Origin of the sequence: Corynebacterium striatum (assembly GCF_016728105.1) — a bacterium.
GTDB lineage: Bacteria > Actinomycetota > Actinomycetes > Mycobacteriales > Mycobacteriaceae > Corynebacterium > Corynebacterium striatum.
The window spans coordinates 880,004-903,090 of sequence record NZ_CP068158.1 but is presented as its reverse complement, the minus strand read 5'-3'; the positions used below and the strand labels follow the sequence as shown (position 1 = coordinate 903,090).

Here is a 23,087-nt window from a genome sequence, read left to right as displayed (position 1 = left end):
TAGGTATAGCTTTTCTAACTTAGGCAAGACTATATACACAACACCCATGTTGCGTAATTTGGTCTTTGTGATGTTCGACATAAACCCATCATGATGTGGGAAAAGCACATTTGGGTGGCCTTGGCTTACGAAGAATCCCTCCCGCGCGCTAAGGTCTCCGCTCGTGAATTCTGTCTCCTTAAGCTCCCAAAACAATCCCGACCGCGCCGACCAACCGCGCGTGCCCCGCCAAACTGAAATCTCGTCGACCCGCCGCACCCTCGTCACGCTCGCCCTGGCGCTGGGTGCCTTTTCCATCGGCACCACGGAGTTCGTCTCCATGGGTCTGCTGCCGCTCATCGCGGGTGACTTTGGCATTACGGAAGACACCGCCTCGACGCTAATCACCGTCTACGCCATCGGCGTCGTCGTCGGCGCTCCCGTTATCTCAGCCGTGACGGGCAAGCTGCCGCGCCGCCGCCTCATCATCTTGCTCATCGGCTTCCTCCTCGTGGGCAACCTGCTCACCGCCTTGGCACCGAACTACGCCACGCTGCTGGCCGCTCGCTTCATTGCAGGTCTGCCGCACGGCGCGTACTTCTCCGTGGCCAACCTGTCCGCCGCCGCCATGGCGCCGAAGGGCGGTCGCGGTAAGGCAATGGCTGCCATCGGCATGGGCCTGGCCGTGGCCACTGTTATGGGCGTTCCCGCGGCCCAGGCACTCGGCCAGAACCTGGGCTGGCACTCTGCCTACTTCCTCGTGGTCAACCTCGCGCTGGCAACGATGGTCTTGCTATACTTCCTCTTCCCGCACATGACGGAGATGCCGTCCACTGACATCTCCACCGAGCTCGGCGCGCTGAAAAACCTGCAGGTTTGGCTGTCGGTCATCATGGGCATCGTCGGATTCGGCGGCATGTTCGCGGTCTACACCTACATCACATGGACCATGACCGAAGTCGCCGGAATGCCGGATCGCTGGACCTGGGCAGTGCTCATGGTTTATGGCATCGGCATGACCATTGGCAACGGCGTCGGCGGCGCGCTGTCTGACCGCAACACCGAATACTCCATCCTTTTCGCCCTCGTATTCCTCGTGGCGACGTCCCTGGTGTTCTACTTCGGCGCGCACAATCTCTGGCTAGCGACCATCGCGTTCGGCTTCCTCGCCTTCTTCGGCGCGGTCCTCATCCCGTCGCTGCAGCTGCGCCTCATGATCGTTGCTGGCGACGCCCAGACCCTCGCCTCCGCGCTGAACCAGTCCGCGCTCAATATTGCCAACGCCATGGGTGCGGCCCTCGGTGGCCTCGTGGTGGGCGCCGGTTTCAACTACAACGCCACCTCCCTGGTGGGCGTCGTCCTCGCCTCGCTGGGCATCATCGTGTGGATCGTTTCCCAGGTCACCGCCAAGCGTAGCGGCGTGCATGTAAAGATCATCGAGCAGAGCTAACACCCAGCACACGGTGGGGCACGACGGCGGTGGTCTTGTTCCTTTTGCGCGCAAGTAGACTAGCGCGCATGACTTTTACTATTGCGAGCGTCAACGTCAACGGCATCCGCGCCGCCTGCAAGCAGCGCAATGAAAATAACCCGGGAATGAATGTCTGGCTCGAGGAGACCACCGCCGACGTGGTCCTCATGCAAGAAGTTCGCGCGAATCCGAAGGAAACCCAGAAGGCACTCGCGCCCGCTCTTGAGGCCGGCTGGCACTTGGTCCAGGCCGAGTCCGCCGCGAAGGGCCGCGCGGGCGTGGGCATTCTTTCGCGCACGCCGCTGAGCGACGTCTCAGTTGGCTTCGGGTCCTTCTCCGAGTCCGGTCGCTTCATCGCCGCGACTGTCGACGCCGAGGGCGGCCCGGTACGCGTGGCCTCCCTGTACCTGCCGTCTGGCGATACTGATTCCCCGAAGCAGGACGAGAAGTACCTCTTCCTCGACGAGTTCTCGGAGGTCCTCGCCGACTTGGCCGCGACTTATCCGCAGGCCGTTATCGGTGGCGACTGGAACATCTGTCACCGAGCGCAGGATCTCAAGAACAACAAGTCCAATGAGAAGAAGTCCGGCCACCTGCCTGAGGAGCGTGCGTTCATGGACCATGTGTTTGGCTCCTTCCCGGATGAGCTGCCACAGGAGAAGAAGGGCCTTGGGGACTACCTCGGCGTGATCGACTACGCCACGAAGACCGACTGGTCAGCCCGCGTTCCGGGGGAGGACGCCGTGCAGTGGTACGACGTCGCCAGGCGCCTTGCCCCCGATGCCGACGGTCCGTACACCTGGTGGACCTACCGCGGCCAAGCGTTTAATAACGACGCTGGCTGGCGCATCGACTACCAGGCTGCCACCAAGTCAATGCTGGAGCGCGCGGAGAAAACCTGGGTCGAAAAGGCGCCCACGGTGGAACAGCGCTGGTCGGATCACTCGCCTTTGCTGGTGCAGTACCGCTAGACGGTGCTAAGCTGTGTGAGTCTCAAAATCTTAGATTCTTAAAACGGAGAACCTCATGACCCGCGCAATTATTTACTTCGTGCTCGGCGCCGTACTGCTCGGCCTGGGTATCTGGTGGTGGACCATCGTCGGTCCGTCCTTCGCATTCCTGGCTCCGATCATCCTCCAGGGCGTCGGCGGCGCGTTCATGGTCGCTGGTTGGGCAGTTATGCTCGACGTTCACGCGCCGACTTCTCGCAAGCTCTAAGCTTGCATTTGCTGCTAAAGCACTCACCCGTAGGTGAGTGTCTCCCCATTAGGTTCGTCTGAGAGAACAGACGCTGCCTAGTGGGGATTTTTATGAGAAGACGAAGGGACAGAAGGGCATGCGGCCGAAAGACTGTGTAGTCGTATATCACCTTCTGTACCCCCATGAAGCCTGCTATATGACTAAACATATGTTTCCGAGAATGCGTCACTGCCCGCAGTTTCTACGTCTAAACGACAGAAGTCTAATAAATAGAAAAGCGCACTCCCACCAGCGGGAGTGCCTTCATTTACTCGATTCAAAAGCGGAATTTGAGACCTAAGATAAGGACCGCGATTGTGTCACGCATACCCAAATAGGATAAATAACTGATGGTCGTATAGAACTCATTTACGGGGGACTTTGGTTCTGCGCCAAACCGTATTGAAGTGCCCCGGGTTTTGTTCCTAGGCATTTGCCTTGATTTCCATTATTCCTTGACTGGGGTGGTGTTCCCAAAAATCGGTTTCTATTTCAGCCGGCGTGCGGTAGCCCAAGCTCTGGTGAAGCCGTGATTCATTCCACCAATTCACCCACTCGAACGTGGCGATTTCTACGTCGACGACATCGTTCCACGAGCGCCCATGGATCAGTTCGTTCTTGTAGGAGCCGTTGACATTCTCAGCCAAAGCATTGTCGTAGGAATCACCAACAGTGCCGGTAGACGCAGTAATTCCGTGCTCAGCCAGGCGCTCGTTGTAGACAATACTCACATATTGCAAGCCGTGGTCTGAATGGTGAATCAAGCCCGTTGTTTCCTTGGCACACACGATTGCCTGGTTGAGCGCCTGCAGCGGTAAGGCTTCGGTGCGCATCGAATCCGACAGCGCCCATCCGACGATCCTCCGGGAGCACACATCGGTCACGAACGCGGTGTACACAAAGCCTTTCCTGGTGCGCACGTAGGTAATGTCCGCTACCCACAGCCGATTAGGGCCAGGGGCCTTAAAATCACGATTGACCAAGTCAGGGCGAAGATCCGGGTCTTTGGGTTTGCGCGTTGTGATTGGTTCCCCACCTTTGCCCTTGCCAGACAGGCCAGCGCTGCGCATCAGCCGGGCTGTGTGCTCGCGGCCAATGTCAATGCCCTGGCGTTGCAGCACGCGCCACATTTTCCGCACGCCGTAGACGCCGTAATTTTCAGCATGAACGTCGCGAATATGCTCCACGAGGGCAGCGTCGCGAAGAGCGCGGGCACTTAAGCCCCGGGCCTTGGATTGGCGGTATCCACGCGAAGTAAGGAAGCCGCCTTCGCGATGCGTGTTTAACGTCTGGCAGATGAACTCGACTGAGAAACGATTCCGATGCTCATCGATGAATCGGATCATTTCTTAACGTTTTGGGTCGAGTTCGGATGCGAAAAAAGCTGAGGCGGCTTTTAACAACTCGTTGGTGTCTCGCAGCTCTTGATTTTCTCGACGCAACCGTGCGTTTTCTGCAGCAAGGTCCTCAGGCATTGATTCCACCACACGTCCTTCGCGACGAGCAGCCTGCGTCCATTGCCTCGCCGTGTGCCACGAAACGCCCAGTTTGGGTGCCACGATCTTGCAGGCTGCCTGCATGGAAATGTTCTCCGCCAGGATGCGGTCTTCCACGAGACGGACCACACGGTCCTTCGCATCCTGATCAAATTTTCTCGGCATGTTCCAAATTTTCCCATCTACTCAAACGGAACAAAACCTGGGGCACTTCATACGGATTTTTTCCAACGCAGCCATTTCGCTTGTCAGGCGCCCGGCGTTGTTGTTATGGACGTCGACTTCAGCTTGCTTGCTTTCAGAGAGTTTACGGTAGTCGCCTGAATCGTCGAGGACGATAGCGTCACGTTCGATGCCGACGACTCCCAGCTACACACCAACGTCGATGACATTCCTAATTTCCTACCTCAGTGTTGCGGCAGACGACTAAGGTCGTTGTGCTCGTACAGTGGGGACCCGGGAATTGCCTTTGATCCATGTCGCGGCGCGAGGATCAATGAAACTCGCCACCATGTGGATGGCGTTGTCAACGGCGTTGAGATGTGCGACTTCACGGGGGATATTGCGTTGGTGGACGATTGATTCGTGGTGAGAGCACCTGTTTCTCATGTTGTAGACAATGACTACAAGATCTTCGAACTGTTGTCTGCTGGTGGGCTTTTTCTTCAAGGCCTTCTGGACCTGGCCCCCGTTAGGTAGACACCTGATATCCAGCCCGGTTGGGTTGGGAAGAAAGGTAATCTACCATCATGTCCAGGTACTCCGAACAGTTCAGACGCGATGCTGTGGCTCTCTATGAGAACGACTGCTTGGTTGCTGTGGCATTCCGGCCGCATGGCGGACATTCAGCTCGCTGCCCTGATTGGTGAGCCCGAGGCATGGGAGCGCTTTGACATCGCGCTGCCGGATTCAATGGGCTATGGGCAGATCCCGGAGGAGGCGCGGGCGACTATTGCGCCACGCTTTCCGACGCTGCTCTCGACGACATCGTCGACACCAACTGGACTCCGCACGTGAGTAGGGGAGTGCGCTTGGTTTCCATCATCGATGATGCCGTGCAGCACCTTGGCGCAGCCAACCACTTGGCAGGCGTGCCACGAGGGTAGACTAGTCAACCATGACTGAGCAGAACATCTCCCGCGTACTTTCCGGTATTCAACCCACGGCAGATTCCTACCACCTGGGAAACTACTTGGGAGCGCTCAAGCAGTGGATTGATCTGCAGAACGATTATGACGCGTTTTACTTCATCCCGGACCTGCACGCCATCACCGTGGAGCAGAACCCAGAGGAGCTGCGCAACCGTACCGTTGCTGGTGCCGCACAGCTCATCGCACTGGGCATTGACCCTGAGAAGTCCACGCTGTTCGTGCAGTCCCACGTCCCGGCCCACACTGAGTTGACCTGGGTCCTGCAGTGCCTGACCGGCTTTGGTGAGGCCTCCCGCATGACGCAGTTCAAGGACAAGTCCGCTAAACAGGGTACTGACCGCACCACTGTTGGTCTGTTTACTTACCCGATGCTCATGGCGGCGGATATCCTCTTGTACTCCCCGCATTACGTGCCGGTGGGTGAGGACCAGCGTCAGCACTTGGAGCTGACCCGCAACCTCGCGGAGCGTTTCAACAATAAGTACGGCGAGACGTTCCGCGTTCCGGAGCCGTTCATTCCGGAGGACTCGGCCAAGATTTATGACCTGCAGGAGCCGACTGCCAAGATGTCGAAGTCGGGCGCCAACCCGAAGGGCATCATCAACCTGCTCGATGAGCCGAAGACCTCGGCCAAGCGCATCAAGTCCGCTGTGACCGATGACCTTGGTGTGGTGGCTTTCGACCGCGAGACACAGCCGGGCGTGTCCAACCTTTTGGCCATCCAGTCCGCGCTGACGGGTGAGAAGATCGACGACGTTGTGGCCAAGTACGAGGGCAAGGGCTACGGCCACCTGAAGGTGGACACCGCCGATGCTCTGGAGGCCTTCACCGCGCCGCTCAAGGCACGCTATGACGAGCTCATGGCTGACCGCGGTGAGCTGGAGCGACTGCTTGCGCAGGGCGCTGAGCGAGCTTCTGAGGTTGCGGAACCGCTCGTGGAAAAGGTCTACAAGGCGGTTGGTTTCCTCCCCCGCCTGCGTAAGTAATCTGCACGGTGGTGCGTAGTCACGCTAACCTGGGTAGTCCGAACTTATTAGTGACTTATTAGTGAAATTTTGTAAAGGACCGACTGCCCGTGGCTACCTCCACTCAGACAGATCAATCAAAAACGGACGATTACGGCATCGAGCGCGCACACGCCGATGATCCGGGTCCTGTGGACAAGGTGAGAGAGAGATCCCCCTTCGTTGACCACATCATGCGCATGCTGGGGCGCTATGGCGAGCAGGGCGGCAACCAGTTTTCCGCCGGCATTACCTACTTCTCAGTGCTGGCAATCTTCCCACTGTTTATGCTTGCGGTCGCCGGTGCGGCCACGGTTTTGGCCACCCGCCCGGACCTCATGCAGCAAGTGCAGGACCAGATCGCGAACTCCGTGTCCGGCGACTTGGGCGACACCCTCAATGAGCTCCTTGAGACCGCCATCGCCCAGCGCGGCGCTATGTACGGCATCGGTGGTTTGACCACCCTGTGGTCCGGCCTGGGCTGGATGAATAACCTGCGCATCGGCATCTCCGCGATGTGGGATAAGGACCCAAACGAGACCCAGGGCAACTTCTTTACGCAGAAGCTCAGCGACCTGCTGGCCCTCATCGGCCTGCTGGTGGCGCTGCTCATCGCCTTCGGTGTGACCGCTGCGGGTTCCTCTGGACTAACTCAGAAGGTCTTCGAGTGGGTCGGCATTGAGTCCTTCCCTGGGATGGATGCAGTGCTGGTCTTGGCCGGCATCGTGATCGGCTTGGTGGCCAACTTCCTGGTGTTCTGGTGGATGATTGTCTTCCTGCCGCGCACCGACGTGCCGACCAAGTCAGGACTGAAGGGCGCAGCTATCGGCGCGGTGGCCTTCGAGGCCATCAAGCAGCTGTCCACCGTTATCATGTCCTCAGCTTCGGGCAACCCGGCCGGTGCGGTATTCGGTCCAGTCATCGTGCTTATGGTCGTGATGTACCTAATCTGGCGCGTTGTTCTGTACGTCTCCGCGTGGACTGCAACCACCGAGGAATCCATGGAGCTTGCTGAGCCGCCAGTGCCGGAGCCGGCCGTCATCCGCGTGCGCAACGAGGTCAAATCTGGCCCGTCCACCGGTGTGACCTTGGGCGCGGGCGCCGTACTTGGTGCAGCCGCCGCGGGCGTTGCTGCGCTGCTGCGCCGTAAGTAGCATTCCCCGTAGTTCAAATAGTTTCCGATCCCTGACTTAGACTGCTTGCCATGACCCCAGATTCCTTTGCCCCAGACCTGTATGAGCACTTCGACCTTGACCGCCGCAGCACCTCCCGTGAGCTGGGAATTTTATTGGCGGCGAAGGATGCACGTCTGGAGCAGATGGGGTTTGAAATCGGCGATGATCGCCGTCAGGAAGCGCAGATTGCGCACACCATTTTGTCTTCGCCAGAGATTCGTGCGACTTATGATCAGGGACTCGAGGATCAGCTGCGCCCAACGTGGCCGCAGCTGAGCGAGCTAGCGGCTTATGGGGAGTGGCCCTTCAATGTTCAGCACAGCTTCCAGCAGCCCAATCAGCAGCAGTACGGATTCGCACCGACTGCACAGGCCAAGCAGTCACCGTTCGATCCCTTCGCACAGCCCAACCAAGCCTCTGTGCCAGCGCCGCTGGCAAGCCCTTATACCCCGGCAGCCTCCGCGCAGGAGCGCCCTTTGGCCAGCACCCGCGCCATCATGGCTATCGCGGACATCTTCGTCTGCAGCATCATCAGCTCGCCGGTGCTGGCTTTCGCCACCGATACCTCGACTTTTTCTGCCTCGTTTTTGATGGGGCTGTGTGCCATTCTCTATTGCGTAGGCTTCGAGGTGGTTCTCGGCGGAACCCCAGTGAAGAAACTTATGGGCTACGAGGTTCGCGATTCCACCACGGGCGAAAAACTCAGCTGGGTTCAGTCGCTGAAGCGTCAGTGGTGGCGCGCCATCACCATCGTTCCGGGTCTGGGCAGTGTGGTGAGCTTCTTCGCCGCTATCTTCTACGCCACCTCTATCAAGCAGGAAAACGGCCTACTTGGCGCGCATGACAAGCTTGCTAACGCCGAAGTAGTGAAAAAGCAGCGCTAACGATAACTAGCAGGGCCACAATTGCGGCCACGGCCCAGCCAGCCCAGCCTTCGATTCCCTCGAGGGCTGATTTTTTATGGGCAGATGCGCTTGGCGACGTCGTCGGTGCAGGCTCTTTTGTCTTCGTCGCGGTAGAGGTGTTGCTAGTGGGGGCGGCGGCGTCGGAAAGCGTGCCCACTCCCTCGCCTGGCTTTACCTTGTAGGCTTCGTCTAGCAGCATCTGTGCCTGCTGCCAGGCGCGGAAGCCGTGCTCGACGGTGGTGTCGAGGATGACTGCCTGAAGGCGGCGGCCGCCGCGGTCGAGTGCGCCGACGAACGTGTGGTGGGCGTCCTCGGTGTAGCCGGTCTTGCCGCCGATGCCGTCTGGATCGTTGAGGAAGAGGCCGTTATCGTTCCACAGCTCGTAACCGGGCAGCTCGCCCCAGCCGGGGAACTCGACGTGTTCTGTGTCCACGATGCGGGCAAAGGTCTTGTTGCGGAATGCAGCGCGGTAAATGATGGAGATATCTTCCGCGGACGTGGACATGCCTGCGGAGTCGAGGCCAGAGTAGCTGGCGGCGCGGGTGGAGCGGGTGCCGAGCTTCTTCGCGAGGGCGTTGACCTTCTTGGACGCTTCCTCGTCGCCGCCAAGCTGGCCCGCAAGGGCGTGTGCGGCGTCGTTGCCGGATGCCATGAGCAGGCCCTGTAGGAGCTGCTCGACGGTGTATTCGCCGTCCGGGCCGATGCCCACGGCGGAGCCTTCGATGGAGGCGTCCTTCATGGTGGCCTTGACCTTCTTGTCGAGCGGAACCTCGTCGATGACCACGAGCGCCAGCAACGCCTTGATGATTGATGCTGGGCGGTAGCGGCCGTTGGGGTCCTTCATCGCGATGATTTCGCCGGTGTCGATGTCGCTGACCATCCACGCGGAGGCGACGACGTCCTTGTTGACCTCAAAGCCATGGGGCGCGGTGACGCCGCAGCTTTCAGATGACTCCACGGCGGGCAGCGGCGTCGGCGTGGGCTGGCCGGGGGCGAGGCGCTCGGAGGTGGACACCGGTTCGGCGGGCCTGAGTGCGTGGGGGCAGTTATCGGTATTGGGCGCTTCCCTACGGATGGAGGAAGACTCTGCCTCCGCGCTCATTTCTGCGGCGTCGCCCGGCGTGGGCTCGGTGTCCTGAGCCAATGCAAGCGGGGTGCTGGCAACGAGGCAGGCCGAGGCGAGGGCAGTAGCGATGAAGTTTTTCATAACATGACACATCTTAAGCCCGTGCCTAGGATGTTCCTTATGCATGACGCACCATTAATTAGCCCAGAAAACAAAGATTCCGTGCCGGAGCTGGTGGCACAGCTGCCCAAGGTCGAGCTCGACGCGGTCTTTGCGCCGCAGCAGGTACCGGCAGATAGCGCTGCCCTGACCGCAGCGATGACCCAGGCGGTGGAGGAGTTGGCCTCTGCAAACGTGGTGTATGCCGAGATTCGCTTCGACCCGCAGGCCTTCGACTTTGGGGCAGAGACTGCCCTCGAGGCAGCCATCGCGGGCCTGGAGGTACCGGGAATTGATGCCCGGCTCCTGCTCACCAGCGCGCCACAGGCAGCCAGCGCCCGCAAGGGCTCTAGGGTCGTGGGCTTTGTGCTCGAGGGCGAGACCGAGCCACACGTAGTGGCTGATCTGCGCGTGAATTTTGTGCCCTTCGTTGTGGACGTGCGAGACCTCGAGTTCGAGGCCGTGGCCGCGGCGGTGCAAGCAGGTGCCACCCGCTTGGCGCACGCGACGCAGCTTCCCGACGACTTCACCGCCGACCTCGATGGCATCCAGCCGGGCACGGTCTCCGCATGGATTCGTGACCGCCACCTGGCTGCTACCTTCGAGCCTTTGTCCTTCGAGGAGATCAGCGATCACCCGCTGCCCCTTCTGCAGCAGCTCGGTTTTACCTGCGCGGTCACAGCAGGTAGCGCTAGCGAGGGCAACCTCAACGTGGTGTTCTTGGCGCTGAACGAGCACTTTGGCTACGGACTCGAAGAGTTCTTCGACCTCACTGTGAAGGCACTGGAGAACTCCTTCAGCACGGAGGAGGAGCGCCAGCACCTGATCGAGACCGTCATCTTGCCGGCTTATGAGGAGTTCTCTGACCCAGAGATGGCCGGGCCGGATACCGAGGAGTCACTGGCTGAGGAAGCAGAGGAGAACTAAATGCGTGCCTGGCGAACCGGAATCGGCTTTGCCATCGGTTTGGCAGCGGGGTGTGCCTATTACGCGTGGAACCGCCACAAAGTCATGAAGGAGGTTTCGCCGGAGCTGCGCCATCCTGCGCTGTACCTGCCCATGCATCTCCTTCCGGACGGAGGATTCGTGGCAATCAGCAAGCTCATTGCTAACCACGACTACATCCGTGCCGTGGAGCGCGACGTCGACGTCCGCGTAATCCATGGCGAGTTCGAAGGGCAGAAGTTCAGCGCCCGTCTGCTGGCCCCGCGCAACCAAAAGCCGGGCGCGCCAGCGCTGCTGTGGACGCACGGCGGTGGCCACCTCATCGGTAGCCCGGGGTTCTACGATCCGCAGAACTCTCGCATCGCGGACGAGCTGGGGGCGGTGGTGTTGGCTCCGAGCTACCGCAAGTCCACCGCGGCACCTTTCCCGGCCGACCATGACGAGTGCTATGCCGCCCTGCGGTGGCTGCAAGAGCATGCGGAAGAGGTGGGCGTCGACAAGCAGCGCATCGCAGTGGCCGGGGACAGTGCGGGCGGTGGGCTGGCGGCGGGCGTCGTCCAGCGCGCACTCGATGAGGGCCACCCCGTGGTGTTCCAGGGACTCGTGTACCCGATGATTGACCACCGCACCCTGCGCGCACAGTCCGGCAGGGGAGAGTTCATTTGGACGCCGAACTCCAACCGTGGCGCATGGTCGAAGTACCTGGGCGCGGACCATCTGGAGGAGGAGATTGCGCCATATGCTTCGCCGGCGACCCGTGCGGATTTGCGGGGGCTGCCGCCGACGTGGATCGGCGTGGGCTCGTTGGATTTGTTCTATGACGAAGCAAAAGCCCACGCGGACGCCCTGCAGGAAGCGGGCGTGCCGGTGGACGTTCAGGTTTATGAGGGCGCGTACCACGGCTTCGACCACATTCGGCCGAAAGCCCGGGCTTCGCGGGCACTTGTTGACGACCTCATCGCCGCCCTTCGCCGCACCCTGGAGGCTCTTTAGAAGCGGGAGAAGCGCTTGATGAGCATCTCCTCCAGGCCCTTCCATGCCTCGGCGTGGTGGTTATAAGGCTTGGAGGGGATGTAGCCAGCGTGCTCGGTGGAGCCCAGCATATAGCCCAGGTAGTCCTGGAAGCGGGGGTTTTCCAGCATGTAGGAGTTGATGGAGTCGTCGCCAGCCCAGTCTGCGGCGTCGGCACACACCTCGTAGCAGCGGCCCATCTGGTCAGCATCGACGGCCTCCGGGCCCTTCTCGATATCGCGCACGATGCCGTTGAAGGTGTACTGGTTGTCTGGGTGAACGCTGGCCTTCAGCTCGCCGGCGTTAGCTGCTGAGACGAGCTCTTCCCAGGTGGAAACGCGGGCGAGATCGTGGTCGTCATTTTCCATGATCCAGCGCACGAGCGTCTTCAGGGAGTTGAAGGTGTAAATCTCGCCCCACTTGCCCAAGAAGACAGGCTTGCCATCGAGGTAGGTGCGCAGGGTGTACACGGACTTCATGTCCGCGGTGATCTTTACTGGGTCGATGCCAGCAGTGGCCCACGGGGAGTTGTCATAAGGGTCGGCGGCAGCGGACGCAGCCTTGCGCTCTTCCTCGGCCTCCTTGCGGGCCTTTTCGGCAGCCGCGGTGGCGGCGGCGATGCGCTCTTCGGCATCCTTGACCTGCGCGGAATCGAACTCGGAGGAGTCGACGACCTTGACCTGCTTGTCGAGGTCCTCAATGACGCCCTTCCAGTTCGCCAGGACCACGCGGCCCACGCCGGACCACTCGCTCATGCCTTGGTCCCCGGCGTAGTGGCTGGCGCCGCGGGTGACGTTGCGCAGGATGGAGTGAGACGCGAAGAAGATTACGGTGTGCTGCGCGCCGGCGACGTTGGCGAGCGCCTCGGCGATCCCCAGGTTGCGGGCAACAGCGGTGACGTTCTCGTGGCTCGGGCGGCCCGCCAGATGGGAAGGCATGCCGACGAGGTCGAAGTGATCCTTTTTTGCTGGCGTGATGCGATCCTCGCCTTGGGCGCGGAAATCGGCCCACTTGGGGTGGTCGACCAAGTCGTGGTGCTTACCGGACTCTAAGAAGCACAGCATTTCTGCTGCGGAGTTGAAAGCGAGGACGGATTCTTCGTCGCCCAAGAATGCCTGCCACTCGGAGCCATTCTGACGCCACTTTGGTGCCCACAGGGTGTAAAAATCGCCCTCGGTCAAGGAGAGCTGGACTGGAATGATTGCGCGGGTGCTCATGGGTAGACAGTCTAACTTACCCATTTATTAAATCCGCATAAGAGCGTGCTAGCCGGTGGGGCGCCAGAACCCCTTGAATGCCATGCCCATGTTGGTGGTGCGCAATGGGCTGGTTTCCACGGGGCTACCAGCCTCGATCATTTCGCCGCCTCCCTTGTACATGGCCACGTGGCCATCCCACACCACGAGGTCACCGGGCTGTAGCTCGTCGGCGCTGACCTGCCTGCCTACGGTCTGGGACTCGGCGGTGCGCGGGATCTCCACTCCGGCCTGGCGCCACGCCCATTGGGTAAGCCCAGAGCAATCGAAGCCGCCATTGCCCGTGCCGCCCCATACATAGGGAGTACCGAGCTTGCTCATCGCGGCGGCCACCGCGGCCCGCCCCTGTGCCGACCCACTGGACTCATCGCCGCCGATGGCCGTGGAGTGTTTCGCTGAAATTGCGTGGGGCTCTGGAGTCTTAGAAGGCGAAAGCTCGTTCCCGGTTCCTTCTGCGCGTCCTTTTACCGTGGGTTCGATGGCGCGCTGCGCGATGGGTAGCAACGGCCTCGCCACAGCGACCAGTTCTGCCAGCAATTGTTTGACGCGGGCAAAAGCGTTGGCCAAGTGTTCTGTAATGAGACCGTGCAGGCGTGCTCGTGCAGCTGCCTGCACTGCTGGGTTTGGAACCAAGAGCCCAAGCGCCAGGGGTGCGGCTTGGGTGAGCAGCTGCAATCCAATACCGATGAGGTCCTGGCCTGTGGCCTGGATGAGCGTGCGGGCCTTGGCCACCGCGGCGTCGATGGTGTGGCGATCAGCGGCGAGGACACCGGCGGCGTCGAGAAGCTTGCTCGGATCGCCGTGTACGATGTCCGCCAAGGGGCCGATGGTGCTCAGATCCGGCAACTGCGGCAGGCCCACCGCTGGGAGCGCGGGCGGTGCCATCTGGGAAATCTGTTTGACCGCTGCCTCAATCACGAGAGCACACCTCCCAATCCGGCCGCTAGGCCAGAATCAGTAGATTCTGCCTCCTGTGCCATGGCGAAAGACGCGTCAGCAACCATTTCCATGTCAGTACGCAGACTCTCCGTCCGCGCCCCGACGTTGCGCAAGGCTGCGCACAAAGCGGAACCAAAAGCGGAAAGCGTTCCCTCTGGAATCTGGGGCAGTGGTGGAGTGGTGCCCTGGGCAGCGTCATAAAGCTCGCGGGCAAGATGGCGGGTGAACTCAGTATCAATCTTAAAAGTTGTCATGCCTTATTGGACTGGGCAAAAGCGCCCGCGGTTCCCTCACCAACGAGAAAAGTATTGCCCATTGCAGGGGCGGGGGAAACGTTTAGATACCAGAACCGGCAGGGGAGGGGATAGAGTAGGAAACCATGGACATCCACGTAGTAGATCACCCCCTTGCCGCCTCCCGCCTGACCATCATGCGCGATGCTCGCAGCAACAACTCTGCCTTCCGCGCCGCCCTCAAGGACCTGGGCACCATGCTCGTTTATGAAGCAGCCCGTGACCTCGCCGTCGAGCACTTCGACTGCGTCACTCCTGTCGATACTGCACAGGGCACCCGCCTTCTGGACCCGCCCATCATCGTCCCCATCATCCGTGCGGGCCTGGGCATGATCGACCCAGCTCTAGCCATGATTCCGGATGCCCAGGTGGGCTTTATCGGCATGGCCCGCAATGAGGAAACCCACCAGCCGGTTCCTTATCTCGAGGCGCTGCCCGAGGATCTCACCGGCCGCACCGTATTCGTCGTGGACCCGATGCTCGCTACCGGCGGCTCCCTCCTGCACTCCTTGAAGCTGCTGGCCGATCGCGGTGCCACCGACATTACTGCAATCTGCATGGTCTGCGCGCAGGAAGGCGTGGGTGCGCTGGCGAATTCCGGCCTGCCGGTCCGCCTGGTTACCGCGGTTATTGACCCGAGCTTGAACGAAGACGCCTACATCGTCCCAGGTTTGGGCGACGCCGGCGATCGCCTCTACGGACCGCGCAACATCGACCTCTAAAGTGCGCTAGGCTTGCCCCCACGAACGTCTGAATGGGGGGGTCAAGACTCGTGTCCATTTCTTTTGGTGGGTGGTCCGCCTTGGGCCACGATTTCGCATCCCGCTTGCGTGAGACGCGCGAGCGGCGGGGCATGTCGCAAAAGGCGCTCGCGGAGATCTCGGGGGTCTCGCGCAGTCAGATTTCCAATCTGGAGCGCACTGACAAAGCGTTGAATCTGCGGGCCGATCCGCAGCTGTCCACGCTGTTCAAGCTGGCTTATGCACTGGAGGTTCCGCCTTCATTGTTGCTGCCGGGCGGGGTCGGAGATGAGGTCGTTGCAGCGCTTGACGACGTCGCCGCCTTCTCAGCCTCCTATATCGATCGCCGTCGCTTCGCTGCGGCCGATATGGTGCTGGATCGATCACGCGCACGCGCGGTTTCCCACGCGGCTATTAGGTCAGCAAAATGACATGCCGCGCTCCGTACCGCTCTGTATATTACAGCGATGAGCTGCGCGACTACCTGTACCGCTTTGTCTAGTTGTAGACTGCACTGAAAGACAACGACCCCGGTTTCGCATGTTCTGCGGGTGGGTGTGCAGGAGGTACGCAATGATTTCGACATTCGTGAACGCGTGGTTTGATAGCCACCGCGCGGAGGTTATCTCGTGGCGCCGTCATATCCATCGCCACCCGGAGACCTCCAACAACGAGGTGGAGACCACCAACTTCATCGCGCGCACCCTCAAGGAGTACGGGCTGCAGCCGCAGCGCTTCCCCGAGACAGGCCTCATGGTGGACATCGGTCCGGACACGGAACTGGGACGCCTCGCTTTCCGCGCCGACATTGACGCACTGCCGGTCACCGAGGTCACCGGATTGGAGTACACCTCAGAGAACCCCGGCACCATGCATGCCTGCGGCCACGACGTGCACACCACCATCGCCTTGGGGCTTGCCTGTGCAATGGCGGACTACCAGCGCGAACACTCCCTCGAGTTGGGGCTGCGCATCATCTTCCAGCCTGCCGAGGAAGTCTGGGTAGGCGGTGCCACCGACGTTATCGAGTGGGGTGCGCTGGAGGGGGTCAACTCGATCTTTGCCGTGCACGTAGAGCCGAAGCTGCGCGTGGGTCGCATCGGTGTGCGTGCAGGTGCTATTACTTCGGCAACGGACGTCGTGGAGCTGGAGGTCAAGGGGCCAGGGGGCCACACCTCGCGTCCGCACCTGTCCGCCGACGTGGTCTATGCGTTGGGCAAGGTCATCACGGAGTTGCCCGCGTTGCTGTCGCGCCGCGTCGATCCGCGCACGGGCACCGTACTGGTCTTTGGCCAAGTCAACTCGGGCTATGCGCCGAATGCGATGCCGGAGTCCGGAACGCTGACCGGCACGATGCGCACCGCGGACATCGCCATCTGGCGCGACATGCAGAACCTGTTTTCCGAGTTGGTGGACCAAGTTCTGGCACCGGTGGGCGTGGAACACGAGCTGACTTATCACCGCGGCGTTCCGCCCGTGCTTAACGACGACGTCTCTACCGCATTGTTGGCCTCCGCCGCACAGGCCATCGACCCGCAGGCCGTGGTGCAGGCACCTCAGTCCTCGGGTGGCGAGGACTTCTCGTGGTACCTCGAGCATGTTCCGGGTTCCATGGCGCGTTTGGGCTGCTGGTCCGGCGAAGGCGAGCAGCATGACCTGCACATGGGGGACCTCAACGTCGATGAGCGCTGCATCGGTGTAGGCGTGAAGCTTTTCGGCTCCGTAGTGGAGCAATTCGCCAACGTGCAGGAATAGGGGCGCAACTACTACACTGTCAAAAGGATTTACCCCATGTCCTTAACAAACTTTATAAAGGAGCAATAGACAGTGACAAAGGAAGCGCTTGACGCAGTAATCGAGGATGCACCGCGCATCGTTATCATCGGTGGCGGCCCAGCAGGCTACGAAGCTGCGACTGCCGGCGCCAAGTACGGAGCGGACATTACCCTGGTAGAGGAGCAGGGTCCCGGTGGCTCCTCCGTCCTGTTGGACTGCGTTCCTTCCAAGTCCTTCATTGCTGGTGCAAACCTGCGCACCGACTTCCGTCGAGCTGAAGCCATGGGGCTCAACGAGCAGCTCGGCTCTATGCAGCTGAAGCTGCAGGCGCTCAACGAGCGTGTGCAGGCGCTGGCTGCAAACCAGTCTGCTGATGTGCGTGCGGGCTTGGAGAAGATCGGCGTCAACGTTATCGACGGCCGCGCGAGCTTCAGCGAGGACCAGCATGGTGTGCAGGGCGCGGCGCACAAGGTCGACGTCGCCAAGAGCGATGGCTCCACCGAAACCCTCGAGGCAGACCTCGTGCTCGTGGCAACCGGTGCCACCCCGCGTATCCTGCCGGGCGCGCAGCCGGACGGCGAGCGCATTCTGACCTGGCAGCAGGTTTATGACCTGAAGGAAGAGCCGGAGCACCTCATCGTGGTCGGTTCCGGTGTGACCGGTGCTGAGTTCGTGTCCGCTTTCGCGGAGATGGGCGTCAAGGTAACCATGGTGGCTTCCCGCGACCGTATTCTGCCGCATGACGACGCCGATGCTGCCGACGTCCTCGAGACCGTGCTGGCTGAGCGCGGTGTGGAGCTGGAGAAGAATTGCCGCGTGGAATCCGTATCCCGCACTGAGGACGGCAATGTTGTGGTCAAGACGCAGGACGGCCGCGAGATTCATGGCTCGCACGTCATCATGTCCATCGGCTCCATCCCGAATACCAAGGACCTGGGCCTAGAGTACGTGGGCGTGGCTACTCAGAAGTCCGGCCACATCAAGGTCGACCGCGTCTCCCGCACCAACGTTGCTGGCATCTACGCAGCCGGTGACTGCTCTGACCTCTTCCCGCTGGCTTCCGTGGCGGCTATGCAGGGCCGCATCGCGATGTACCACGCGCTCGGTGAGGGTGTGTCCCCGCTGCGCCTGAAGACCGTGGCCACCGCGGTGTTCACCCGCCCGGAGATCGCCGCCGTGGGCTTTACCCAGGCTGAGATTGAAGCTGGCGAGGTTTCCGCGCGCACCATCACGATGCCGCTGAACACCAACCCGCGCGCGAAGATGCGCTCCCTGAACCACGGTTTCGTGAAGCTGTTCTGCCGCGCCACCTCCGGCCGCGTTATCGGCGGCGTCATCGTCGCGCCGACCGCGTCCGAGCTGATTCTGCCGGTCGCCGTTGCCGTGACCAACCAGCTGACCGTAAACCAGCTGGCTGATTCCTTCGCGGTCTACCCGTCGCTGTCGGGCACCATCACCGAGGCAGCACGCCGTCTCGTGGCACACGACGACTTGGAGTAGAACCGAGAAGTTCTTCCTACATGCCCAGCTGGTCTACGGCCTGCTGGGCTTCTTCGTAGGTGAACTTCTCGCCGTAGTCGCTGGTGAGCTGGTCAATCAGCGCGGCGCCGGACATGCCCATGGTGTCCTGGTAGTTGCGCGCGGACTCCGCGGCCTCGGCGTTCCAGTCGGCTTCGACGTTGTCTACAGCGTACTGCGCCTGCTCCGCAGTGAACTTCTCGCCGTAGTCACTGGTGAGCTGGTCGTAGAGCTTGGCCTTAGAAAATGCCATGGTCTTGATGTAGTTCTTCGCGGAACCTAGGGCCTCGGCGTTCCAGTCCGCCTCGACGTTATCGATGGCGTACTGCGCAGCATCGGCCGGGAACTTCTCGCCGTACTCACTGGTCAACTGATCGTAGAGCTTGGCCTGGGAGAAGTTCATGGTCTTGATGTACTGGTTGGCCTTGCGCAGTGCGTTGCGGTGCTCTACGGGAGCGTTGGGGTCGCCCTCGTCGCCGCTCATGTTTGCTAGGGCGTCGGAAAGCTTGGCGAGGTCACCCGAGGTATCGGAATCTTGTGCAACGTTGCTTTCGGGGACAACGCTGGTCGGATTGTCTGCCGCGGTGTCTTCCTTGTCGCCGCCAGCGCCGGTAGCGACACCAATGATGACGAGCACGGCCAAGGCGCCAGCGCCCCACTTGAAGCAGCCGCCCTTCTTCTTTTTCTTCGGTTCCTGTGGCGGTACAGCACCTGCGCCGTAGGTACCGTCAGCGGCGGGGAAACCTGGTTGTTGGCCAGGTTGTTGGCTGGGTTGTTGACCGGGCTGCTGCAGAGGGTTTGCGTATGGATTGTTTGAGTTGGTCATGGAAAACCTCCAGAAAGAAACAGTTGAGGAGGATGCCTCCCCAGCGAGAGAAATGCTGGGGTGCAACCTTGGGAACACAAGCAGTTTCGCAAAGGCGCTGGACACGGCTTCCGTGCGTTTCGAACGTACGCGCTATCTGGTTTGGTAAGCGTTCTCTGGAGTGGCGTTGAGCTCGAGCTTTACCGGGCGGCTGGCTAGTGGGAAAGCGCGCTGGGCGCAGTTTTCGCGCGGGCAGGCGCTACATCCGGGGCCAATCGGCGTGGCTGCCGACGCCGTGAGCGTCAAAGCATCCGCGTACACCAAGCGGTCGGCTTGGGAGATGTCGCAGCCGAGGCCCACCACAAACTCCTTACGCGGGGTACCCCAGGCCTTGGCTTGGCCTTGCACGAAACGTGCAATCCACAGATAGGTGTGGTCATCCGGCATGGAGGCCACCTGGCGGGTGATGCGGTTGGGGGTTTCGAAAGCGCGGTGGACTATCCACAGCGGGCAGGAGCCGCCACCGCGGGCGAAGTGGAACGCGGTGGAGGACTGGCGCTTGGAGATATTGCCCGCGCGGTCAGTGCGGATGAACGAGAAGGGGACGCCCTTGTTGCCGGGGCGCTGCAGGGTGGATAGACGCTGCGCGGTGGTCTCAAAACCGGTGCCGAAGGTGCCGGCGATGATGTCGATGTCGTAGCGGGTTTCCTCGGCTGTCTCCAGGAACTGGCTATAGGGCATCGTCACGGCCGCGGCGAAATATTGAGCCAGACCAAGGGTACCGATGCGCTGGGCGTCGCCAAGCGGCAGCTCCGCCACGAGCTTCTCGCACAGCTCAGTGTGTGCCAACAGGCAATACTGCAAAGCCATCTCAAAGACGAGTTGCGACTCCGTCAGTCCCGCACGCAGGTGCAACTCCCTCGTCTGTGGGCGAAACTCACGCCGGGTGACCGGGCTGGAAAAGCGCACGCTCACACCCAACTCCTCCTGCAACTTCGCCGCCAGGCGCCCGCGCCGCAGGACGCGATCGCCCAACTGCAGCGCCAGATCCTCGGCAGCGACGTCGAGTGCGTGGATGTAGTTGTGTGCATCGTAGAAGAAGTCACGCACCGCCTCGAATGGGCCCTCCTGCTGCTGCGGTGCGGCCGCTGCGGCCTCGAGGAAGCGCGGCATCAGCTCTGGGAAACGCGTGACGAGATCGGAAAGCGTGGCCTCGCCGGCGTCGGGAAATAGCCTGCGCAACTCGGTGATGGTGCGCACGTCCTTGTCCGCGGAGAAGTACGTGGGGTCCACCCCAAAGCGTTGGGACAGCTGCATGAGGACGGTGACGGTGAGCGGGCGCTGATCATTTTCCAGCTGGTTGAGGTAGCTCGTGGACAGCTGCAGCTGCTTGGCCATGGCCACTTGAGTGAGTCCTTGTTGCTTGCGAAGCGCGTGGATTCGTGCCCCCGCGTAGTGCTTGCTCATTGTCCAGTCATCCTCTTTATTGCTCTTGAGCAGCTGTTTCCACATGTTTTGCAAAACGGAAAGATAGCTACAACAGATTTACACATTTTACACATGTGGCGCTCGACACGTTCTGGAAATTAATGTGATTTTGCAAACGCAGCACCGTGAGGCGAGAAACCTCACGTTGAAGTCAAGGCACCTCACGTTGAAATGTCCCAAAGGAGCACCTGTGATCAACCACGAAGTCCGCACTCACAAGTCCGCCGAGAATTTCCCTATCGAAGAGCACCTGGCCTACAAGATCGCCAAGGTCGCCGCCGACCCAGTTGAGGTACCGGAGGAGACCAAGGAGATGATCATCAACCGCATCATCGACAACGCCTCCGTCGCAGTGGCTTCCGTGGCCCGCCGCCCAGTGACCTCCGCACGCGTCATCGCAGAGGGCCACCCACACGCGGCCGACGCCGCACGCACCGGCAAGGGCGCCAAGATTTTCGGCATCGAGGGCGACTACTCCGCTGAGTGGGCTGCGCTGGCCAACGGCACCGCGGTACGCGAGCTCGACTACCACGACACCTTCCTCGCAGCCGAGTACTCCCACCCAGGCGACAATATCCCGCCGATGATTGCCGTGGCACAGCACAAGGGCCTCGATGGCAAGACCCTCCTGCGCGGCATCGCGACCGGCTACGAAATCCAGGTCAACCTCGTTAAGGCCATCTGCCTCCACGAGTGGAAGATTGACCACGTGGCCCACCTCGGCCCATCCGTTGCAGCAGGTATCGGCACCATGCTCGACCTGCCGGTCGAGACCATCTACCAGGCAATCGGCCAGGCTCTGCACACCACCACCGCTACCCGTCAGTCCCGCAAGGGCCTGATTTCCTCCTGGAAGGCCTACGCGCCGGCATTCGCGGGCAAGATGGGCATCGAGGCCGTCGACCGCGCCATGCGCGGTGAGGGTGCACCGGCTCCTATCTGGGAAGGCGAGGACGGCTTCATTGCATGGATGCTCCACTCCCCAGAGCGCACCTACACCGTGCCGCTTCCTGCCGACGGAGAGGAAAAGCGCGCCATCCTGGACACCTACACCAAGGAGCACTCCGCGGAGTACCAGGCACAGGCACCAATCGACTTGGCACGCCGCATGAAGCAGACCATCGCCGATGCGGGCAAGTCCACCAAGGACATCGAGTCCATCGTGCTGCACACCTCGCACCACACCCACTACGTTATCGGCACCGGCGCTAATGACCCACAGAAGATGGACCCAACTGCCTCCCGCGAGACCCTGGACCACTCCATCATGTATATCTTCGCGGTGGCCCTCGAGGACGGCACCTGGCACCACGTTGACTCCTACGCTCCGGAGCGCGCACAGCGCCCAGAGACCGTGGAGCTGTGGCACAAGATCTCCACAGTGGAGGACCCAGAGTGGACCCGCCGCTACCACTCCCTCGACCTCACCGAGAAGGCATTCGGTGGCAAGGCAGTCATCACATTCACCGACGGCACCGTCATCGAGGATGAGGCAGCTGTTGCCGACGCCCACCCGCTTGGCGCCCGCCCATTCGGCCGCGCTGAGTACATCAACAAGTTCAAGACCCTGGCCACCGGCATCGTCTCCGAGGAGGAGCAGGAGCGCTTCCTCGCAGCGGTACAGAACCTGGAAAACTTGACCGACCTGAGCGAGCTCAACGTCGTTGTCACTCCGGAAGCACTCGCTTCCGCACCTAAGACCCCGGAAGGACTGTTCTAAATGGCTGGACTATTCGGTTCCATCAAGACCAACGCACAAAAGCGCGAGGAGTTCCGTGCCGCCCTCGAGGGCCCCGGAATCACCAAGCTGCCGGGCGCATTCAACCCGCTGACCGCGCGCCTGATTCAAGACCTTGGCGGCTTCAACGGCGTCTACGTGTCCGGTGCCGTGCTGGCCAACGACCTGGGCCTGCCGGACATTGGCCTGACCACGCTCACCGAGGTGGCCCAGCGCGCCGGGCACATCGCCCGCGCCACGGATTTGCCGGTGCTTGTCGACGCCGACACAGGTTTCGGTGAGCCCATGTCCGCCGCCCGCACCGTGGCCGCCCTCGAGGATGCCGGCCTGGCTGGCTGCCACCTTGAGGACCAGGTCAACCCGAAGCGTTGTGGTCACCTCGACGGTAAGGAGGTCGTGCCCACCGACCTGATGGTGCGCCGCATCTCCGCTGCGGTCAACGAGCGCCGCGATGAGAACTTCATCATCTGTGCCCGTACCGACGCTGCTGGCATCCACGGCATCGATGACGCCATCGAGCGTGCCAAGGCCTACGCCGATGCAGGTGCGGACCTCATTTTCACAGAGGCTCTCTACTCGCCGGCTGACTTCGAGAAGTTCCGCGCTGCTGTGGACACCCCGCTGCTGGCGAACATGACTGAGTTCGGCAAGACCGAGCTGCTGTCTGCCCAGCAGCTAGAGGACCTGGGCTACAACGCGGTCATCTGGCCGGTGTCCACCCTCCGCGTGGCTATGGGCGCGACCGAGGATTTCCTGCGGGACTTGCAGGAGACCGGCATCCAGACCGACTGGCTTGAGCGCATGCAGCACCGCTCTCGCCTCTACGAGTTGGTTCGCTACAACGAGTACAACGCCTTCGACCAGGCCGTTTTCACCTACTCCAAGGACGCTTACAAGGCCACCTTCGAGTAAACACCTGGTCCGGGCGAGCAA

Annotated in this window: 22 protein-coding genes and 1 pseudogene; 15 read left to right on the top strand and 8 right to left on the bottom strand. The window is 61.2% G+C overall.

Annotated elements, in window-relative coordinates:
- The first annotated feature begins 220 nt into the window (after positions 1 to 220).
- The 3 genes from I6I72_RS04165 (at position 221) to I6I72_RS04155 (ending at position 2,668) form a co-directional block, all read left to right on the top strand.
- Complete coding sequence (locus I6I72_RS04165; protein ID WP_129721115.1) at positions 221 to 1,429, top strand: MFS transporter; 1,209 nt, start codon at positions 221 to 223, stop codon at positions 1,427 to 1,429.
- Between the two features lie 68 nt (positions 1,430 to 1,497).
- Positions 1,498 to 2,421 (top strand): exodeoxyribonuclease III, encoded by a 924-nt coding sequence (locus I6I72_RS04160; RefSeq protein ID WP_049159394.1) that lies wholly within the window; start codon positions 1,498 to 1,500, stop codon positions 2,419 to 2,421.
- Positions 2,422 to 2,476: 55 nt separating this feature from the next.
- Complete coding sequence (locus I6I72_RS04155) at positions 2,477 to 2,668, top strand: hypothetical protein (protein ID WP_049147434.1); 192 nt, start codon at positions 2,477 to 2,479, stop codon at positions 2,666 to 2,668.
- Between the two features lie 446 nt (positions 2,669 to 3,114).
- Here the strand turns inward: I6I72_RS04155 and I6I72_RS04150 are convergent, their stop codons facing one another.
- Both I6I72_RS04150 and I6I72_RS13875 read right to left on the bottom strand, forming a co-directional pair.
- Positions 3,115 to 4,035, bottom strand: coding sequence for an IS3 family transposase (locus tag I6I72_RS04150; RefSeq protein ID WP_149721342.1), 921 nt, complete (start codon positions 4,033 to 4,035; stop codon positions 3,115 to 3,117).
- Positions 4,036 to 4,038: 3 nt separating this feature from the next.
- Positions 4,039 to 4,396, bottom strand: a pseudogene (locus I6I72_RS13875) (transposase).
- A gap of 584 nt (positions 4,397 to 4,980) precedes the next feature.
- Between I6I72_RS13875 and I6I72_RS04145 the strand changes: the two are divergent.
- The 4 genes from I6I72_RS04145 (at position 4,981) to I6I72_RS04130 (ending at position 8,399) form a co-directional block, all read left to right on the top strand.
- On the top strand, positions 4,981 to 5,202 hold the full coding sequence (locus I6I72_RS04145; protein ID WP_236081487.1) for a hypothetical protein: 222 nt from the start codon (positions 4,981 to 4,983) through the stop codon (positions 5,200 to 5,202).
- Between the two features lie 100 nt (positions 5,203 to 5,302).
- Entirely contained in the window at positions 5,303 to 6,322 is a 1,020-nt protein-coding gene (gene trpS / locus I6I72_RS04140; protein ID WP_049147302.1) for a tryptophan--tRNA ligase, read from the top strand.
- 89 nt (positions 6,323 to 6,411) lie between these two features.
- A complete protein-coding gene (locus I6I72_RS04135) occupies positions 6,412 to 7,494 on the top strand; it encodes a YhjD/YihY/BrkB family envelope integrity protein (protein ID WP_049147304.1) in 1,083 nt (360 codons plus the stop codon).
- Between the two features lie 50 nt (positions 7,495 to 7,544).
- Positions 7,545 to 8,399 carry an RDD family protein gene (locus tag I6I72_RS04130; RefSeq protein WP_049147306.1) on the top strand — a complete coding sequence of 285 codons (855 nt, stop codon included), beginning with the start codon at positions 7,545 to 7,547 and terminating at the stop codon, positions 8,397 to 8,399.
- Here the strand turns inward: I6I72_RS04130 and I6I72_RS04125 are convergent.
- Positions 8,368 to 9,627: a D-alanyl-D-alanine carboxypeptidase family protein gene (locus tag I6I72_RS04125; RefSeq protein WP_049147308.1), complete on the bottom strand. Its 1,260-nt coding sequence runs from the start codon at positions 9,625 to 9,627 to the stop codon at positions 8,368 to 8,370. The two genes, I6I72_RS04130 and I6I72_RS04125, sit on opposite strands and share 32 nt — an antisense overlap.
- Before the next feature lie 39 nt (positions 9,628 to 9,666).
- Here I6I72_RS04125 and I6I72_RS04120 point away from each other — a divergent pair, with 39 nt between their 5' ends.
- Together I6I72_RS04120 and I6I72_RS04115 are read left to right on the top strand one after the other, a co-directional pair.
- The gene (locus I6I72_RS04120; protein WP_306496866.1) at positions 9,667 to 10,572 is read left to right on the top strand and encodes an amidohydrolase family protein; all 906 of its coding nucleotides are present in this window, start codon (positions 9,667 to 9,669) and stop codon (positions 10,570 to 10,572) included.
- Positions 10,573 to 11,583 carry an alpha/beta hydrolase gene (locus tag I6I72_RS04115; protein WP_070508607.1) on the top strand — a complete coding sequence of 337 codons (1,011 nt, stop codon included), beginning with the start codon at positions 10,573 to 10,575 and terminating at the stop codon, positions 11,581 to 11,583.
- Here the strand turns inward: I6I72_RS04115 and I6I72_RS04110 are convergent.
- The 3 genes from I6I72_RS04110 to I6I72_RS04100 are packed head-to-tail and all read right to left on the bottom strand — an operon-like array spanning position 11,580 to position 14,050.
- Positions 11,580 to 12,818, bottom strand: a complete 1,239-nt coding sequence (locus I6I72_RS04110) for a hypothetical protein (protein WP_049147314.1) — start codon at positions 12,816 to 12,818, stop codon at positions 11,580 to 11,582. The genes I6I72_RS04115 and I6I72_RS04110 overlap by 4 nt on opposite strands.
- Before the next feature lie 48 nt (positions 12,819 to 12,866).
- On the bottom strand, positions 12,867 to 13,775 hold the full coding sequence (locus tag I6I72_RS04105; protein ID WP_049064159.1) for a C40 family peptidase: 909 nt from the start codon (positions 13,773 to 13,775) through the stop codon (positions 12,867 to 12,869).
- Positions 13,772 to 14,050 (bottom strand): hypothetical protein, encoded by a 279-nt coding sequence (locus tag I6I72_RS04100; protein WP_005527987.1) that lies wholly within the window; start codon positions 14,048 to 14,050, stop codon positions 13,772 to 13,774. Before I6I72_RS04100 ends, I6I72_RS04105 begins: the two co-directional genes overlap by 4 nt.
- A gap of 125 nt (positions 14,051 to 14,175) precedes the next feature.
- Here I6I72_RS04100 and upp point away from each other — a divergent pair, with 125 nt between their 5' ends.
- The 4 genes from upp (at position 14,176) to I6I72_RS04080 (ending at position 18,105) form a co-directional block, all read left to right on the top strand.
- A complete protein-coding gene (gene upp / locus I6I72_RS04095) occupies positions 14,176 to 14,811 on the top strand; it encodes a uracil phosphoribosyltransferase (RefSeq protein ID WP_049147316.1) in 636 nt (211 codons plus the stop codon).
- Between the two features lie 50 nt (positions 14,812 to 14,861).
- Positions 14,862 to 15,260, top strand: coding sequence for a helix-turn-helix domain-containing protein (locus I6I72_RS04090; RefSeq protein ID WP_065429169.1), 399 nt, complete (start codon positions 14,862 to 14,864; stop codon positions 15,258 to 15,260).
- Between the two features lie 142 nt (positions 15,261 to 15,402).
- Positions 15,403 to 16,584 (top strand): amidohydrolase, encoded by a 1,182-nt coding sequence (locus I6I72_RS04085; protein WP_046646543.1) that lies wholly within the window; start codon positions 15,403 to 15,405, stop codon positions 16,582 to 16,584.
- Positions 16,585 to 16,656: 72 nt separating this feature from the next.
- Positions 16,657 to 18,105 carry an NAD(P)H-quinone dehydrogenase gene (locus tag I6I72_RS04080; RefSeq protein WP_236592667.1) on the top strand — a complete coding sequence of 483 codons (1,449 nt, stop codon included), beginning with the start codon at positions 16,657 to 16,659 and terminating at the stop codon, positions 18,103 to 18,105.
- Between the two features lie 16 nt (positions 18,106 to 18,121).
- Here I6I72_RS04080 and I6I72_RS04075 read toward each other — a convergent pair whose 3' ends face one another.
- Positions 18,122 to 18,949 (bottom strand): Ltp family lipoprotein, encoded by an 828-nt coding sequence (locus I6I72_RS04075; protein ID WP_005527997.1) that lies wholly within the window; start codon positions 18,947 to 18,949, stop codon positions 18,122 to 18,124.
- Positions 18,950 to 19,081: 132 nt separating this feature from the next.
- Positions 19,082 to 20,395 (bottom strand): short-chain fatty acyl-CoA regulator family protein, encoded by a 1,314-nt coding sequence (locus tag I6I72_RS04070; RefSeq protein WP_049147320.1) that lies wholly within the window; start codon positions 20,393 to 20,395, stop codon positions 19,082 to 19,084.
- 211 nt (positions 20,396 to 20,606) lie between these two features.
- Between I6I72_RS04070 and prpD the strand changes: the two genes are divergently transcribed.
- Both prpD and prpB read left to right on the top strand, forming a co-directional pair.
- Entirely contained in the window at positions 20,607 to 22,136 is a 1,530-nt protein-coding gene (gene prpD / locus I6I72_RS04065; protein WP_049147322.1) for a 2-methylcitrate dehydratase PrpD, read from the top strand.
- Entirely contained in the window at positions 22,137 to 23,066 is a 930-nt protein-coding gene (gene prpB / locus I6I72_RS04060; RefSeq protein WP_005528003.1) for a methylisocitrate lyase, read from the top strand.
- Positions 23,067 to 23,087: the final 21 nt, after the last annotated feature.